14 protein-coding genes and 1 pseudogene are annotated in these 17,240 nt (G+C 69.4%); 7 read left to right on the forward strand and 8 right to left on the reverse strand.

All coding sequences use genetic code 11. The features are described from left to right. From QM634_RS08510 to QM634_RS08540, 7 genes and pseudogenes are all read right to left on the reverse strand, one after another. Nucleotides 1-631: pseudogene (locus QM634_RS08510) on the reverse strand (hypothetical protein); the annotation flags it as partial. Nucleotides 632-688: 57 nt separating this feature from the next. After that, the gene (locus QM634_RS08515) at nt 689-1,087 is read right to left on the reverse strand and encodes a heat shock protein transcriptional repressor HspR (RefSeq protein WP_415042347.1); all 399 of its coding nucleotides are present in this window, start codon (nt 1,085-1,087) and stop codon (nt 689-691) included. 3 nt (nt 1,088-1,090) lie between these two features. Beyond that, nucleotides 1,091-2,290: a molecular chaperone DnaJ gene (gene dnaJ, locus QM634_RS08520; RefSeq protein WP_415042348.1), complete on the reverse strand. Its 1,200-nt coding sequence runs from the start codon at nt 2,288-2,290 to the stop codon at nt 1,091-1,093. 48 nt (nt 2,291-2,338) lie between these two features. Continuing rightward, complete coding sequence (gene grpE, locus QM634_RS08525) at nt 2,339-2,902, reverse strand: nucleotide exchange factor GrpE (RefSeq protein ID WP_415042349.1); 564 nt, start codon at nt 2,900-2,902, stop codon at nt 2,339-2,341. After that, complete coding sequence (gene dnaK / locus QM634_RS08530) at nt 2,899-4,746, reverse strand: molecular chaperone DnaK (protein WP_415042350.1); 1,848 nt, start codon at nt 4,744-4,746, stop codon at nt 2,899-2,901. Before dnaK ends, grpE begins: the two co-directional genes overlap by 4 nt. A gap of 228 nt (nt 4,747-4,974) precedes the next feature. Continuing rightward, nucleotides 4,975-5,769, reverse strand: coding sequence for a crotonase/enoyl-CoA hydratase family protein (locus QM634_RS08535; RefSeq protein WP_415042351.1), 795 nt, complete (start codon nt 5,767-5,769; stop codon nt 4,975-4,977). Between the two features lie 9 nt (nt 5,770-5,778). Beyond that, the gene (locus QM634_RS08540) at nt 5,779-6,258 is read right to left on the reverse strand and encodes a DUF1648 domain-containing protein (protein WP_415042352.1); all 480 of its coding nucleotides are present in this window, start codon (nt 6,256-6,258) and stop codon (nt 5,779-5,781) included. 75 nt (nt 6,259-6,333) lie between these two features. Here QM634_RS08540 and QM634_RS08545 point away from each other — a divergent pair, with 75 nt between their 5' ends. The 5 genes from QM634_RS08545 (at nt 6,334) to QM634_RS08565 (ending at nt 12,066) form a co-directional block, all read left to right on the forward strand. Beyond that, nucleotides 6,334-6,723, forward strand: a complete 390-nt coding sequence (locus QM634_RS08545) for a DUF5709 domain-containing protein (RefSeq protein WP_415042353.1) — start codon at nt 6,334-6,336, stop codon at nt 6,721-6,723. 100 nt (nt 6,724-6,823) lie between these two features. Next, nucleotides 6,824-7,555, forward strand: coding sequence for a FadR/GntR family transcriptional regulator (locus tag QM634_RS08550; RefSeq protein ID WP_415042354.1), 732 nt, complete (start codon nt 6,824-6,826; stop codon nt 7,553-7,555). Further along, nucleotides 7,552-8,235, forward strand: coding sequence for a sterol desaturase family protein (locus QM634_RS08555; RefSeq protein ID WP_415042355.1), 684 nt, complete (start codon nt 7,552-7,554; stop codon nt 8,233-8,235). Before QM634_RS08550 ends, QM634_RS08555 begins: the two co-directional genes overlap by 4 nt. A 151-nt stretch (nt 8,236-8,386) precedes the next feature. Further along, nucleotides 8,387-10,576 (forward strand): acyltransferase family protein, encoded by a 2,190-nt coding sequence (locus QM634_RS08560; protein WP_415042356.1) that lies wholly within the window; start codon nt 8,387-8,389, stop codon nt 10,574-10,576. Nucleotides 10,577-10,716: 140 nt separating this feature from the next. Beyond that, nucleotides 10,717-12,066, forward strand: a complete 1,350-nt coding sequence (locus QM634_RS08565; protein WP_415042357.1) for an acyltransferase family protein — start codon at nt 10,717-10,719, stop codon at nt 12,064-12,066. Here the strand turns inward: QM634_RS08565 and QM634_RS08570 are convergent. Then, complete coding sequence (locus tag QM634_RS08570; protein ID WP_415042358.1) at nt 12,050-12,667, reverse strand: SanA/YdcF family protein; 618 nt, start codon at nt 12,665-12,667, stop codon at nt 12,050-12,052. The genes QM634_RS08565 and QM634_RS08570 overlap by 17 nt on opposite strands. A gap of 123 nt (nt 12,668-12,790) precedes the next feature. Between QM634_RS08570 and QM634_RS08575 the strand changes: the two genes are divergently transcribed. Together QM634_RS08575 and QM634_RS08580 are read left to right on the forward strand one after the other, a co-directional pair. After that, nucleotides 12,791-14,239 (forward strand): WS/DGAT/MGAT family O-acyltransferase, encoded by a 1,449-nt coding sequence (locus QM634_RS08575; protein ID WP_415042359.1) that lies wholly within the window; start codon nt 12,791-12,793, stop codon nt 14,237-14,239. Nucleotides 14,240-14,334: 95 nt separating this feature from the next. Then, a partial coding sequence (locus QM634_RS08580; protein ID WP_415042360.1) for a (Fe-S)-binding protein occupies nt 14,335-17,240 on the forward strand: 2,906 nt, incomplete at its 3' end.

Below are 17,240 nucleotides of genomic sequence, written 5' to 3' on the forward strand. Positions count from 1 at the left end.
CAACGACCGCGACCGGCCGGCCCAGCGCCTGCTCGAAGGCGCTGCGCACACCCGGCACTCCGGCGCCGGAACCGGTGAACACGACGCGGGTCACCGCGTCGCCGCCGGGCATCGCGGCGATTGCGCCCGCCACGTTGGCGGCGCCGCTGGGGTCGAGGACGGCGGTCGGCTCGTCGAAGGCGGGCTGCCACGTCGTGCGCCCGGTGATGGCACCCGAGCGCGGGTCGACGGCGAGGATCGGGATGCCCGCGGTCGGCGCGGTGTACTCGTCGAGGTTGACCAGGGCGACGTTGCCGCGGTCCGCGCCGAGTCCCGGGTCGCTGAGCGTGAGGCCGACCATGGCCGTATCCAGTACGTCGACGGTGACCAGCGAATACCACCGCGGGGCGCCGGGGCCGGGGGCGAAGGCGGCGCGCAGTTGCTCGACCAGCACCGGGTCGGCGGCGACGAGACCGATCCGCGAGACCTCGAAAGGCGCGGAGGAGACCAGGTCGGCGACGGTGGCGCTGATGGTCGCCGCGGATTCGTCGCGCAGGTCGACCATGTTGGTGGCGACGACGGCATCGGCGCTGTCGCGGACCACCGAGGCGATCTGACCGTCGACGACGGCGAAGCCGATCACATGCGACACCGCTTCCACCTTCTCACTCGCCCGACTGCCGCTGTGCGGCGATCCCTGCCGAGGCTATCAGGAGGAACGCCGGCCCCGACGGGGTTGCCACACCACCAGCGCGGTGGTGCGCGGCGCCGGGACGATCTCGCCGCGACGGCGCTGGCCGGCGACCGAGTCGAGCTCGGCGCGCAGATCCTCGACCTCGCGCGTCAGCTCGATGATCCGCTTGATCCCCGCGAGGTTCACGCCCTCCTCCTGGGAGAGGCGCTGGATCTCGCGCAGCAGCTCGACGTCGCCGCGGGAGTAGCGACGCCCGCCGCCGCTCGTGCGGGCGGGCGTCACCAACCCCAGTCGGTCATAGGTGCGCAGCGTCTGGGCGTGCATCCCGGCGAGCTCGGCGGCCACCGAGATCACGAAGGTCTCGCGGTCGTCCGCCGGGCCACCGCCCGGACCCGAGCCGATTGCGGGCGCCATGACTCAGCGCCCCCATCCGGCCCGCGGGTCGTAACCCGTCGCCTTCTCGGCCTCGGCGTAGGCCTTGAGCGCCTCGGTCGCCTTGTCGTCGACCTTGGTCGGCACCGCGACCTTCACCGTGACCAGCAGGTCGCCGGCACCGCCGGCCCGCTTGGGCACGCCCCTACCGCGCACGCGCAGGGTGCGGCCGTCGGCGGTGTTCGGCGGGATCTTCACCCCGACCGTCCCGTCGAGCGTGGGGACCGACACCGTCGCACCGAGCACCAGCTCGGAGAAGCTCACCGGCAGCTCGACCTTCAGGTCGTTGCCGCTGCGGGTGAACATCTTGTCGCCGGTGACGTGGACGGTGACGTAGAGGTCGCCGGACGGCGCACCGCGCATGCCCGCCTCTCCCTGACCCGCCAGCCGGATCCGCTGGCCGTCCTCGACGCCCACCGGGATCCGCACGTTGATGGTCCGCGGACGGACCTGCACGCCGTTGCCGCCGCAGTCCGGACACGGGTCGTCGATGATCGAACCGGTCCCCTGGCAATCGCGGCAGGGTTCGCTGAACCCGAAGGCGCCCTGGTTGCGGCTGACGAAGCCCGACCCGCCGCAGCGGGCGCAGACCCGCGGGGTGGTGCCGGACTTGGCGCCGCTGCCGTGACAGGTCGTGCACGGCGACGGACTGGTGACCCGCATGCTGACCGTGGTGCCCTTGGCGGCGTCGCGGAACGACAGCGTCGTCTCGGTCTCCAGGTCCTGACCGCGGCGCGGGCGGCTGCTGGTGCGCGTGGCACCGCGTCCGCCACCGCCACCCCCGCCGAACATGCCGCCGAGGATGTCGCCGAGGCCGCCGCCGTCACCGGCGCCCCCGCCGAACAGGTCGTCGAGGTTGAAGTCGCCGCCGGTCGTGTAGGTGGTGCCGCCACCACCGCCGCCGAAGCCGCCCGGGAACCCGTTGCCGCCGCGGAAGCGGCCGCCGGCGAACATCGCCCGGGTCTCGTCGTACTCCTTCTTCTTCTCCGGATCGGAGAGGACGCTGTTCGCCTCCGACACCCGCTTGAACCGTTCCTCGGCGGCGGTGTCGCCGGGGTTGCGGTCCGGGTGCAGCTCGGCGGCCAGCTTTCGGTAGGCCTTCCGGATCTCGTCGGCCGAAGCGTCGGAGGAGACGCCCAGGTCCGAGTAGAAGTCCTTCTCCAGCCATTCACGCTGGGGAGCCATCAGGCGTCACCTCCTTCTCGTTTCGTTGCATCGGTTTTCGCGGCTTCTCTACTCCGCGTCGGGAGCCGCTGCGGGCTCGTCGCCGTCGGTGACGGTGACCATCGCGTGCCGCACGACCCGGTCACCCACCCGGTAGCCGACCCGGTACACCGAGCCGATGACCGGGTTGGCCCCCGAACCGTCGTTCTGCACGGCTTCGTGGAGTTCCGGGTCGAACGGATCTCCGGACTCGCCGAACGCGGTGAGACCCTGCGCCGTGAGCGTGGCGGACAACTTGTCCGACACCGCGCGCAGCGGACCGGACTCGAGGTCGCCGTGCTCGCGGGCGCGCTCGAGGTCGTCGAGGATCGGGAGCAGTTGCTCGATGACGAGCTGCTTGCCCAGCGACACCTTCGACGCCGCCTCTTCCTCGGACCGCCGCTTGAAGTTGGCGAACTGTGCGCGCTCGCGCTGAAGCGCCGCGGTGAGCTCGGCGACCTGGTCGCCGCCCGTCTCACCGCCGACGGCGCCGTCCGCCGCGGCGGGGGCCTCCTCGGCCCCCGCCGCAGCGGCTTCGGTCACGTCCGGCTCGGGCTCACCCGGGTCGCGGGAGGTGTCGAAGGGGTCGGTCACTTCTCGTCACCCTCGGCTTCGTCCACGACCTCCGCGTCGACCACGTCGTCGTCGCCGCCCTCAGCCGCACCCTCGGCGCCGCCGCCGGCCGACTCCGCGGAGCTGGCGGCATAGATCGCCTGGCCCAGTTCCTGGGAGACCGACGAGAGGTTCTCGATGGCCGTCTTGATGGTCGCGGTGTCATTGCCGTCGAGCGCCTTCTTGGCCTCGTCGACCGCGCCCTCGACCTTCGACTTCACGTCGGCCGGCACCTTGTCCTCGTTCTCGGAGAGGAACTTCTGCGTCTGGTTGACCAGCGACTCCGCCTGGTTGCGGGTCTCGGCCTCCTCGCGGCGCTTGCGGTCCTCCTCGGCGTGGGCCTCGGCGTCCTTGACCATCCGGTCGATCTCCTCCTTGGAGAGTCCCGAACCGTCCTGGATGCGGATGCTGTTCTCCTTGCCGGTGCCCTTGTCCTTCGCGGTGACGTGCACGATGCCGTTGGCGTCGATGTCGAAGGTCACCTCGATTTGCGGGACACCCTGCGGAGCGGGTGCGATGCCGCCCAGCTCGAAGCTGCCGAGCAGCTTGTTGTGCGAGGCGATCTCGCGCTCACCCTGGTAGACCTGGATCTGCACCGAGGGCTGGTTGTCCTCGGCCGTCGTGTAGGTCTCGCTCCGCTTGGTCGGGATCGTGGTGTTGCGCTCGATCAGCTTGTGCATCACCCCGCCCTTGGTCTCGATGCCCAGGCTCAGCGGGGTCACGTCGAGCAGCAGCACGTCCTTGACCTCGCCGCGCAGGACACCGGCCTGCAGGGCTGCGCCGACCGCGACGACCTCGTCGGGGTTGACGCCCTTGTTGGGCTCCTGACCACCGGTCAGCTCCTTGACGAGCTCGGTGACAGCGGGCATGCGGGTCGAGCCGCCGACGAGCACCACGTGGTCGATGTCGCCCACAGAGATGCCGGCATCCTTGATGACCGCCTGGAACGGCGCACGGGTGCGCTCGAGCAGGTCGGCGGTGATCTTCTCGAACTCGCTGCGGGTGAGCTGCTCGTCGAGGAAGAGCGGGTTCTTGTCCGCGTCGACCGTGATGTAGGGCAGGTTGATCGAGGTGCTCTGCGAAGCGGACAGCTCGATCTTCGCCTTCTCGGCGGCCTCGCGCAGGCGCTGCATCGCCATCTTGTCCTTGGTCAGGTCGATGCCGTTGGCCGCCTTGAACTTGTCGGCGAGCCAGTCGACGATCCGCTGATCCCAGTCGTCGCCGCCGAGCTCGTTGTCGCCGGAGGTCGCACGGACCTCGACGACGCCGTCGCCGATCTCCAGCAGCGAGACGTCGAAGGTGCCGCCACCGAGGTCGAAGACCAGGATGGTCTGTTCCTTCTCGCCCTTGTCCAGGCCGTAGGCCAGGGCCGCGGCGGTGGGCTCGTTGACGATGCGCAGGACGTTGAGGCCGGCGATCTGACCGGCTTCCTTCGTGGCCTGGCGCTGGGCGTCGTTGAAGTACGCGGGCACCGTGATGACCGCGTCCGAGACGTCCTCGCCGAGGTAGGCCTCGGCGTCGCGCTTGAGCTTCATCAGCGTGCGGGCGCTGATCTCCTGCGGGGTGTACTTCTTGTCGTCGATCTCCACCGACCAATCGGTGTCGCCCATGTGGCGCTTGACCGAGCGGATGGTGCGGTCGACGTTGGTGACCGCCTGGTTCTTCGCGGGCTGGCCCACGAGGACCTCGCCGTTGCGCGCGAAGGCGACGACCGACGGCGTGGTGCGCGAGCCCTCGGCGTTCGCGATGACGACGGGCTCGCCGCCTTCCAGTACGGACACCACCGAGTTGGTGGTTCCCAGGTCGATTCCGACAGCACGGGACATATGTGTTGTTCCTCCTGTTGAAGTGGTCGCCGACCGGTGGTCGTGGACCGTGTCCTGAAGTCTTTGGTTCGCGAAACCTCAGCGCTTCCGACTCAAGTTCTAGTCGCCGACATCGAGTCGGTCAACTCTTGTTGAGCCTTCTTCACTCAAGTTTCTCGGTAGGTCCAACGGCGGCCGATCGGGTTCCATTCCCGATTGGCGAAAAAAGTTGAGTCCCCGATCCGCGGCTCAGAACTGCCGTGGGAGGAAGTGCGGCGTCTCCTTGGCGATGCCGGCCTTGCGGGCGATCGCCGAATTCTTGCCGCGCAGCAGGCGGACCTGCAGCGCCTGCTCGACCGGGAAGGACATCCGCGAGCCGCTGTACCAGGTGTTCTCGAACAGTGCCTTGGACGCGGCGACGGCATCGGGCGAGCGCTGCTTGACCGTGTCCACGAGATCGGCGGCGGCGGCCATCGGGTCGGCGTCGACGGAACTGACCAGTCCCCATTCAAGGGCCTGCGGGGCGTCGAACATCTCGCCGGTCATCGTGAGCCGCTTGGCGATGTCGATGCTCGTGAGCTGCGCGATGCTGGCCGAGAGCGACATGTCGGGGATCAGGCCCCACTTGGCCTCGAGGATCGAGAAGTCGGCGTCGGGTGCGCTGAAGCGGAAGTCGGCGCCCAGGGCGATCTGCAGCCCGCCGCCGTAGCAGTGGCCGGCGATGACGGCGATGACCGGCACCGGGACGCTGCGCCACGCCCACCCGGCGGCCTGGAAGTTGTTGGCCGCCGACGACCGCTTGGGCACGAGGTTGCGCATGATCCGGCCGCGCTCCTTGCCCGCCGACGCGAAGTCGAGGCCCGAGCAGAAGGACCTGCCCTCGCCGGAGAGGATCACCGCGCGCAGCGACCGGTCCTTGGCGGCTCGATCGGCGGCCTTGGCGAGGTCGTCGATCATGTCCAGCGTCAGGCCGTTGTGCTTGTCGGGCCGGTTGAGGCGCACATGCGCGACCTCGTCGCGAACCTCGTAGTCGATGTTTCCCATCGCCACACGCTAGCGCGAGGAGCGCGGGGGTTCCCGGTACAGGCGTGCGATCGGACGGACCATGACCACACCCAGGGCCAGCAGGAAGACGATCACCAGCACGTTGGTCGCGGCCGCACCGGCGCCCACGATGACGTTGATGGCGGCGAACAGCAGCAAGATGAGCGCCGCGATGTCCAGCATCATCGTGCGCATGAGCCCGTCGAAGGCCGGGCGATGCTCCGGGCTGAGCCAGTAGTCGCGGTGCGGTGTGTTGATGATCGAGGCGGGCAGGCGCGACGCGGCGATCCCCAGTCCGATCATGAGGGCGCCGATCAATCCGGCCGTGACGAGTGAGAACGTGAGGAACTCCGTTCGACTGCCCCATCGGTCGACGCCGGCCGGGCCCCAGTGCATGGGCACCCGATCGGGGGCGCTGACCGCTACCCAACACCAGGTGATCGCGTAGACCGCGATGGCGGGGAGCAACGACCAACTCGCACGTGACATGGTCCCAACCTATCGGGCCCAAGTGCCCCGCGCCGACGGCCGGTGGTAGCGACCTGCACCGGATACGCTGCAGTCATGAGCGACGATTCCGACGAGGTCGACGGCGACTACAACGTCGAACAGCTGCAGCCGGGCGACATGCTGGCCGACGAGGAGCTGGGCGACGTCCTCGACCGCGGTTACTCGCCGCCGGACTACCCGCCGCACGACTACGAGCGCGGCAACGACGTCCACGAGACCCTCGACGAGCGCCTCGCCGAGGAGGAGCCCGACACGACAGCCGACGCCGACGACCAGGACGCGTCCTCCTACGAGGTCGGCGATCAGCGCGCCGGTCGCCTCGTCGCGCCGGATGAGGGCGCGGGTCCCGACGTCGACGAGCAGTTGCTCGCGACCGACGTCGGCGTCGACGGCGCCGGAGCGTCGGCCGAAGAGGCCGCCATCCACGTCATCGACGACGAGTAGCCCCTCCCCAGTACCGCCGAGTGGGCGGTGAATCACGCCGAGTGGGCGCTACTGGTCTGACCACTTGACAGGTTGACCAGTTGCGGCGCACGCTGGACGGGTGACCTTCCAGCCCGTCGTCCGCCGATCCCTCACCGACGACGTCTACGAACAGATCGCCGGCCGCGTCGTCAGCGGCGACCTCCCCGCCGGCGGTGCGCTGCCCAGCGAGCGCGACCTCGCCGCGACCCTCGGCGTCTCCCGACCGGCGGTGCGCGAGGCACTCAAGCGGCTCGACGCCGCCGGCCTCGTGCACATCCGACAGGGCGATACGACGACCGTGCGGGACATCCGGCGCGACGGCGGCCTCGACGTCCTGCCACTCCTCCTCGCCCACGACGGGCAGATCGACTTCGCCGTCGCGCGCTCGATCGTCGAGGCCCGCGCGCAGATCGCGCCGATCGTCGCCGGCCTGGCCGCGCAGCGGATGTCCGACGCACAGATCGACGGGCTCGCTCCCCTCGTCGACGAGATCGCCGACGAGACCGATCCGCTCGCCCTGCAGGTCCTCGCCCTCGAGTTCTGGCGGCGCGTCGTCGACGGTGCCGATTCGATCGTCTACCGGCTGATGAACAACACACTGCGCGCCGCGTACGAGCCGGCACTGCCCGCCCTGTCCGCGGCAATGGCCGGGGAGGTCGGAAGAGTCGACGGCTACCACGCGCTCGTCGATGCCCTGACCGCGCACGACCCCGCCGCCGCCCGGCGCGCCGCCGACGACCTGCTGGCCCCCGGCACAACCGAGCTCATGCGCGTCTTCGACGCGTTCTCCACCGAAGCGAGGCCCTCATGACGACCGATCACGCCCCGTCGACGCCCCGGGCTTCGCGGGCCAAGCGCATCACAACCTTGCCCGCCGCGTTCGCCGAGTTCTGGCGACACCCCTCCCCGTGGATGATCGCGATCCCCCTCGTCGGCGCGCTCGTCGCCCGACTGGCATTGGGCGATTGGCGGTGGACCGACGCGCTGGTCGTCGTGGTCCTGCTGGCGGTTTCGCCGCTGGTCGAATGGCTGATCCACGTGGGGATCCTGCATTGGCGCCCGCGCAAGATCGGCGGCGTGACCATCGACTGGGTCCTGCCGCGCGATCACCGCCGCCATCACCGCGACCCGCGCGACATCCCGCTCATCTTCATCCCGTGGCCGGTGCTGGTCGGACTCCTGCCCGTCCTCACGCTGATCGGGGTCTTCGCGTTCAGCCGGGTCGAGCTCGGGATGACCTTCCTGTTGACGGTGACCGCGTTCCTCCTGTTCTACGAGTGGACGCATTACCTGATCCACACCGACTACAAGCCGCGACACCGCCCGTACCGCGCGGTCTACAAGAACCACCGCTACCACCACTTCAAGAACGAGCACTACTGGTACACGGTCACATCGTCGGGCACCGCGGATCGCGTCCTGGGCACCTACCCCGACCCCGCGCAGGTCCCCACGTCGAAGACCGCGAAGAACCTGCACGGCGCGGCCTGACGCGGGTTGCCACACCGCCCACTCGGTGCAAATCACCGCCCACTCGGCGAGATCGACCGCCCACTCGGCGGAAACGGAGGAAACGGCCTTGCCGGGCACACCCCGCGCGCTGCTTAGGTCCTCTAAGGCTCACGCGCTACCCTGGCACCTTGTGACTGCGAGCCCGACGACGACGGCCGCCGGCGAACCCGCCCCGCAGCCGGCCGCCACCAAGCCCACCGCCTACCGCCACGACCTGGACGGATTGCGCGGCCTGGCCATCGCGCTCGTCGCCATCTTCCACGTCTGGTTCGGCCGGGTGTCCGGCGGCGTCGACGTGTTCCTCACCCTGTCGGGCTACTTCTTCGTCGCCTCGCTGCTCAAGCACGTCACCGTGACCAACCCGAGCAGCGTGTCGTGGCGCGAGGCGATCAACCCCTGGCCGCGCTTGTCCCGGCTGCTGCGCCGCCTGATCCCGGCGCTGTACCTGGTCCTGTTCGCGATCGTCATCCTGATCGCCCTGATCATGCCGACGTCGCGCTTCGGCCCGCTCGGCAAGGAGGTCATCGCTTCGGGGCTGTACTTCCAGAACTACCTGCTGGCCCTGACCTCCCAGGACTATGGCGCCGCCACGTCGGCGGCCAGCCCGATGCAGCACCTGTGGTCGATGTCGATGCAGGGGCAGTTCTTCCTCGCGACCCTGCTCGGCGCGCTCGCCCTCGGCGGCCTCCTCAAGTGGGCCGCGACCCGCCGGCCCGAGTACGGCGACCCGAAGCGGATCCGCCTGATCGTCGGGCTCTCGCTGCTCGCCGTCACGGTCGTGTCCTTCGCGTGGGCCAACTACCGGCACGGCATCAACCAGCCGGTCAACTACTACGACACGATCGCCCGCCTGTGGGAGCCCCTCGCCGGCGGCCTGCTCGCCATCTGGATGCCGCGGGTGGTGCTGCGCCCGGCGGTGCGCAACGCCCTCACCGTCGTCGCGCTGCTGCTGATCATCACCTCCGGCTGGTGGATCGCCGGCGTGCAGGAGTACCCCGCCGCGCTGGCGCTCGTCCCGGCCGGTGCGACGCTGCTGATCATCTGGACCGGATCGGCCGCGACCCGCCCCGACGACGCACCCTCCCTCGACGTCGACGACCGCCGCGACGTCAACGCCCTCATGGCCCGACCGGCGATGGTGTGGCTGGGCAACATCGCCTACGCGCTGTACCTGATCCACTGGCCGCTGCTGATCTTCTTCCTCACCTGGCGCTACAAGGACCACGCCAACTTCCTGGAGGGCACCGCGATCCTCGCGATCTCGGTCCTGCTCGCCTGGTTGGTCACCCGCTTCATCGAGACGCCGCTGCGCGCCGGGCGCGGTACCGGCTTCTCCCCGCTGTACCGCCGGATCCTCGTCGTCGGTCTGGTGCTGGCGACCATCGCCTCGGCCACCACGTCGGCGGTCTGGATCCACCGCGCCGCGAACATCCGCGTCGACACCATGAACCTGGATCCCAAGCTCTACCCCGGCGGGCTGGCCTACCTGTGGGGCGTGCCCGCGCCGCACGTCACCCCGGCGCCGCCGCCGGAGGCGGCCTACATGGATCGCGGCCAGACGTGGCAAAAGCCGAACGTGATGATCACCGGCTGGAACGACGACACCGTGAAGGTCGGCGTCTACGGCGACACGACCGCCACGCGCACCATCGCCATCGCCGGCGGCTCGCACGCCGACATGTGGCTGCCCGCGATCGACAAGCTCGGCAAGAAGCGCCACTTCAAGGTGACCACCTATGTGAAGGTGGGCTGCGCGCTGGTCAAGACGCACATGTTCGAGTGGTACGGCAAGGATCGACCGGACTGCAACCGGTGGGCCGCCAAGGTCATGAAGCGACTGCAGCAGGACAAGCCCGATTTCATCTTCACCAACAGCACCCGCCCGACCGAGGCCGACGACAAGCGCCCCGGCGACTACGTGCCGATCGACTACGTCGAGGTCTTCGACGACTTCAAGGCCTGGGGACAGAAGGTCATCGCCATGCGCGACACCCCGTGGACCCACCTGGAGAACAAGCAGAACCCGCCCGAGTGCCTGATGTCCGGCCGCAAGTCGCACATCTGCGGCGTCGATGAGAAGGTCGCGCTGGCCAAGACGGACCCGGCGCTCAAGATCGCCCCCAACTACCCGGACATCACCTTCCTGGACTACACCAAGGCGGTCTGCAAGGACGGGTACTGCCCCGCGATCGTCGGCAACATCCTCGTCTACCGCGACACCCACCACTTCACCGCGACCTTCGCCCGGAGCCTCGCCCCGGCCCTGGACAAGGACATCGGCAAGGCCACCGGCTGGTGGGGCCCGCAGCCGCCGGGGTGACCCAAAACACTTCGGTAGCCTAAGCATTAATCAGGCGACTCCCAGGTTCGGCGGTTAGACTGGCGCTCTGTTGCTTCTCCCGCGGCGATGACGCCGCGGATGCCGGGCACAGACAATCCACGTTTCGAGGGGAAACAGCCATGACCACAGCACAGGCGCGGGACATCGCGCATGCTGCCGGTCCGGCTCCCGCCTCGACGGGCAAGCCCGCCAAGCGCGCCTACCTGCACCACCTGGACCTGATCCGTGCGACGACCTTCTCGCTGGTGATCTTCGTGCACGTGCTGACCCAGACCGCCGACGAGGTCAACAGCATCGGCGTCACGGGCACCGGCCTGTTCCTGCACTTCACCCGCAACACCTTCTTCGCGCTGACCGGATTCGTGCTGGCCTACCAGTACTACGGCCGCGAGGACTTCAGCACGTGGTCGTTCTGGCGCCGGCGCATCAAGCTCGTCGCCTACCCCTACGTGATCTTCACCGCGATCTACTTCACCGTGAAGATCCTGCTCCCGCAGGGCCGCTTCACGCGCGACGCCAAGGATCTCGGCGGCTACCTCTGGGGCGGGCTGACCGGCTCCTCGTCGTTCCGCGACTTCCCGTCGACGGTGGGCGGCGACCTCTCCGAATTCGGCCACAACCTCGCCTGGGGTCTGGGCGGCGGCGGCTTCCACATGTACTTCCTGTTCGTGATGGTCCAGGTGTACCTGCTGTTCCCGCTGTTGCTGTGGCTGCTCGAGGCGACCAAGGGGTACCACGCGGTGGTTCTCGGCGGCTCCCTCGCACTGCAGGTGCTGACGACCGTCACCATCACCCACTGGCTGCCGACCACCGACCCGTGGTGGCACCACTACGCGACCTTCCTGCCGTACCAGTTCTTCCTCGTGTACGGCGCGGTCGCCGCGATCCACCGCGACGCCATCGCCCGGGCCCTCACCGGCCCGCAGGCGCGCTACGTCTACCTCGCGCTCGGCGGCGCACTGGTGGGCACCGGCGGCTACGCGCTCTACGAGTTCCTGCGCCGCGTCTCGGCCAAGGCCGAGATGTCCCCCGGCCCACCGCCGCCGCCGAGCGCCTCGGCGGGCGCCTTCGAGCCGACGCTCCTGCCGTTCCTGATCGTCGCGATCGCCTGCCTGTATTCGGTGGCCCTGCTCTGGAGCCACTACAAGCGGGATGCGACGCCGCGGTTCGCCCGCGTGGTCTCCTACGCGTCGAACCGGTCGTTCAGCGTCTTCCTGGTGCACGTACTGGTGCTGTTCTTCGTCGTGGGGATGCAGTGGCGCGGGGAGAACTCGTGGCTGATGAACCACCTGCACCAGCCGTTGGGCACCATGGCCGTCTATCTCCTCACCGTCGCCGGTTCGCTGGTGCTGGTGGAGATTCTGCGCCGGCTGCCCGGTTCGCTCTACCTCACCGGGCGCGAGCGGCTGCCGATGCCGACGCTGCGCAAGCGCAGGGTCGACGAGCCGGCCGCTACGGCAGCACGGTAGACAACAGCGCCCGCGGACGGGCCAGCAGCGTTTCGCGCACATGGTTGCGCGCGATGGTCCACCACGCGCAATCCGGACAGGGTGCGGCGACACCGATCGGATCGGGGCCGTCCAGGCGGCACAGGGCGATCGCCCGGTCCAGGTGGAAGTCCTGCGTCACCAACACGACCTTCGCCAGGCCGAACTCCGACCGGGCGCGCGCACAACTGCGCTGGGTGTCGTAACCGGCCGGATCGTCGCGGATCACCGACGCCGGGACACCCTGCCGCTCGAGGTAGGCGCGCATGACGTCGGTCTCGCTCCCGTACCGCGACGCGCCGTTGCCCGAGTTGATGATCGTGGCCACACGGCCGGATCGGTAGAGCTGCACCGCCGTGTCGAGCCGCGCCCGCACGTATTCGCCGGGCTCCCCGTCGGACACCTTCGCACCCAGCACGAGCGCCGTCGACCCCGCGTCGACGTCCGCGGGCGCCACCACCCGGCCCCGCGCGGAGACATAGGCCCAGGTCGCCGACACCGCGACCATGCCCTCGACCGCGAGGATGCCGAGCACCACCAGGCGCGTCAGGAGCCCCCAGCGACCCACCCGTCGTGTACCCATCCCGACACCGTAGGCGCTGACACCCGAGAGGGTCGTCACAAGGTCGCCGGACCCGCCCACGGCGCGTCGCCGGATGGATAGGGTTGCGGCACCAGCGTCACCGCTTCCGGAGGGGATCAACCCATGCAGTACATGCCCGTCACGTCATCGATGTTCCTGATCGCCGAGACGCGGGAACAACCGATGCACGTGGGTGGGCTCCAGTTGTTCGTCCCCCGCGAGGGCCAGACGGCCGAACAGCTGGCCGACGAGGTGCACGCCGCGTTCACCTCGAACATGGAGATCAGCGAGACCTTCCGCCGGCGGCCGGCGCAGCCGTTCAGCCTGGTCGGGTCGCTGGCCTGGAGCGTCGATGACGACATCGACATGGCCTACCACGTCCGACGGATCGCACTGCCCAAGCCGGGCCGGATCCGCGAGCTCTTCCACTACGTCTCGCTCAACCACTCGACCCTGCTCGACCGTTCGCGGCCGATGTGGGAGGCGCACATCATCGAGGGCCTCGCCGACGGACGGCTGGCGCTCTACACCAAGGTCCACCACTCCCTCGTCGACGGCGTGACGGCGATGCGCCTTTTGGCCCGCACGCTGTCCGAGGACCCGGAGAACCGGGAGTGCACGGCGCCGTGGGACGCCAAGCTCCGCAAGCGCAAGCCCGTCCCCGAACTGGCCCAGCCCGTCCGTGCGGTGCTGGACCGGGAACCGGACGGTGGCCTGCTCGGCGGTCTCCGCAAGCAGATCGGCAAGCAGGTGGGCGCGGCCGCCGACCTCGCCGGCCAGGTCGCCGGCCTCGTCCCGGCGGCCGGCCAGGTGGCCTGGAAGGCCCTCAACGACGACGACTTCGTCTCCCCCGGCACGTTCGCGCCGCGCTCGATGTTCGACGTCCCGATCGGCAGCGCCCGTCGCTTTGCCGCCGACCAGTGGTCGGTGTCGCGGATGAAGACCGTGGCCGAAGCACTCGGTGTGACCATCAACGACGTCGTGCTCGCGATGTGCAGCTCGGCCCTGCGGACCTACATGATCGAGAACGGGTCACTGCCCGACGAGCCGCTGATCGCGATGATCCCGGTGTCCATGCACGTCGGGGACGCCGACGACGGCAACGCGGTCAGCGCCGTGATGGCGAACCTGGCGACCGACAACCCCGATCCCGCCGAGCGGCTGCGGACCCTCGTCGCGTCGATGAACGCCAGCAAGAACGTCATCCGCGGCCTGCAGCCGATCCAGGCGCTCGCCCTGGGCGCGGCGACGATCGCGCCGCTGGCGTTCATGTCGATCCCCGGCTTCGTCAACTTCACCCCGCCGCAGTTCAACCTGATCATCTCGAACGTGCCGGGCCCGAAGAACCAGATGTACTGGAACGGCGCCAAACTCGACGGCTGCTACCCGGTGTCGATCGCGACGTCGGGCAACGCCCTCAACATCACGCTCACCTCCGCGGCCGACCAGATCGGATTCGGTCTTATCGGCGCCCGCGCACAGCTCCCCAGCCTGCAGCGCCTGCTGGACTATCTGGAGGACGGGCTCGTCGAGCTGGAGAAAGTAGCGCAGGTCACTGACCAGCGAAGTTAGGTAAGCCTGGGAGGCGCAACACCGGGTCGAACCTCTACCGTATTCACGACGGTATGTAGTACCCGCTCGTGTTGACGAAAGGCGAGGTGACATCGTTGAGCGCAACGACGATCACTTTGGGACTCATCGGGGCTGTTCTCAGCCTCTTCTGCTGGGCCAACTTCGGGCGCGGCGTGGTCCGCATCTTCCGCACGGTGGCGCAGGGTCAGCCCGCCCCCGGGCGCTTCCTCCCGTTCCTGCCGCGCCTGTGGACGATGCTCAAAGAGTTCCTCGCCCACACCCGCATGACGAAGTTCCGCACCGTCGGCTGGGCGCACTGGCTAGTCATGATCGGCTTCCTGGGCGGCTTCCCGCTGTTCTTCGAGGCGTACGGCCAGGCGATCAACCCCGACTTCCACTGGCCGATCATCGGCAACACCTTCGGCTGGCACCTCTGGGATGAGCTCCTGGGCATCGGCACCGTCGTCGGCATCCTCACCCTGATCGTCCTGCGCCAGCTCAACCACCCGCGCGTCCCGGCCCGGCTGTCCCGCTTCTCCGGTTCGCGCTTCCTGCCGGCGTACACGATCGAGTCGATCGTCCTGGTCGAGGGCCTGGGCATGGTCTTCGTCAAGGCCGGCAAGATCGCGACCTACCACCACAGCAACCCGGCGTCGGACTTCTTCACCATGAACGTCGCCAAGCTGCTGCCCGCCAGCCCGCTGATGGTGTCGATCTTCGCGCTGATCAAGCTGCTCTCGGGCAGCCTGTTCCTGCTGCTGGTCGGCAGCAACGTCAACTGGGGCGTGGCCTGGCACCGCTTCTCGGCCTTCCCCAACATCTTCTTCAAGCGCGAGGCCGACGGCGGCGTGGCGCTGGGCGCGCTCAAGCCGATGATGTCCGGCGGCAAGGCGCTGACCATGGAGACCGCCGACCCGGACACCGATGCCTTCGGTGCCGGCCGGATCGAGGACTTCAGCTGGAAGGCGTGGCTGGACTTCACCACCTGTACCGAGTGCGGTCGCTGCCAGAGCCAGTGCCCGGCCTGGAACACCGGTAAGCCGCTGAGCCCCAAGCTGCTCATCATGTCGCTGCGCGACCACGGCTACGACAAGGCGCCCTACCTGCTGGCCGGCGGCCGCAAGGACATGGGCGGCGACGAGGTCGGCCTGGTCGACGCCGACGGCAAGGAGCTGACCGCCAAGCTGGACGCGATCCCGGCCGCCGCGCGCGCCGAGGCGGAGCGGCCGCTGGTCGGCGAGGCCCAGGGTCACGGCGAGGGCGCCGTCATCGACACCGAGACGCTGTGGAGCTGCACCAACTGCGGCGCCTGCGTCGAGCAGTGTCCGGTCGACATCGAGCACGTCGACCACATCGTCGACATGCGCCGCTACCAGGTCCTGATCGAGTCGGACTTCCCGTCCGAGCTGGCCGGCCTGTTCAAGAACCTCGAGAACAAGGGCAACCCGTGGGGCCAGGCCCCGTCGGCGCGCACCGCGTGGATCGACGAGATGGACATCGACATCCCGGTCTACGGCAAGGACGTCGACAGCTTCGCCGGCTTCGAGTACCTCTTCTGGGTCGGCTGTGCCGGCGCCTACGAGGACCGCGCCAAGAAGACGACCAAGGCCGTCGCCGAACTGCTCGACACCGCCGCGGTCAACTTCCTGGTCCTCGGCGAGGGCGAGACGTGTACCGGCGACTCGGCCCGCCGCGCGGGCAACGAGTTCCTGTTCCAGATGCTGGCGCAGCAGAACATCGAGCAGTTCGACGAGCTGTTCGCCACCGCGCCGACGCAGCGCAAGAAGATCGTCGTCACCTGTGCGCACTGCTTCAACGCGCTCAGCAACGAATACCCGCAGGTCGACGACGAGCGCGGCCGCTTCGAGGTCGTGCACCACACCCAGCTGCTGAACCGCCTCGTCCGCGAGAAGCGCCTCATCCCGGTGGCGCCCCCCGGCGGCGAATCGGTCACCTACCACGACCCGTGCTTCCTCGGTCGCCACAACCGCGTCTACGACGCGCCGCGCGAGCTCGTCGAGGCCTCCGGTTCCACCCTCACCGAGATGCCCCGCCACGGCGAACGCTCCATGTGCTGCGGCGCCGGCGGTGCGCGCATGTGGATGGAGGAGCAGATCGGCAAGCGGATCAACATCGACCGCGTCGACGAGGCCCTCGACACCCTCGCCGACGGCCCGGTGCTCACCGGTGAGAAGCAGAAGATCGCCACCGGTTGCCCGTTCTGCCGCGTCATGCTGACCGACGGTGTCACCGCGCAGACCGCGGGGACCGAGAACGAGGACCAGATCGAGGTCGTCGACGTCGCCCAGCTCCTGCTGGAGGGCGTCAAGCGCGGCCGCGAGATCGACGTGACCCGCGAGGGCAAGGTCCGCGGCCCCGGCGACGTCGAGCAGCCCGCTCCGCCGGTCGCCCTGGTCGAAGAGAAGGCCCCCGCGCCCGCAGCCGCTCCGGCCGCGGCACCCGCCGCTGCTGCCCCCGCCGCCGCACCCGTCGCCGACGCCAAGCCCGCCGCCAGCGGCTTCGGCATGAAGGGCGGACTGAAGAAGCCCGGCGGCGCCGCACCCGCGGCTCCGGCGGCCGAGGCGACTCCCGCCGCCGAAGCACCCGCACCGGCCGCGAAGGGCTTCGGCATGAAGGGCGGGCTCAAGAAGCCCGGACAGGCATCGGCACCCGCCGCTCCGGCCACCGAGGCGGCACCCGCTGCCGAGGCACCGGCGGCACCCGCCGCACCCGCGGCCAAGGGCTTTGCCATGAAGGGCGGACTGAAGAAGCCCGGACAGGCATCGGCACCCGCCGCTCCGGCCGCCGAAGCTCCTGCCGCTCCTGCGGCCGACGCCCCGGCCGCCGCCACCACCGAGGCCAAGCCGGCCGCGGCCAAGGGCTTTGCCATGAAGGGCGGACTGAAGAAGCCCGGACAGGCGTCGGCACCCGCGGCGCCTGCTGCCGAGGCGGCTCCCGCGGCTGAGGCGGCTCCCGCCGAGGCGCCCGCTGCCGCGGCGGA

The sequence above is a fragment of the Gordonia sp. (in: high G+C Gram-positive bacteria) genome, assembly GCF_047606305.1.
GTDB lineage: Bacteria > Actinomycetota > Actinomycetes > Mycobacteriales > Mycobacteriaceae > Gordonia.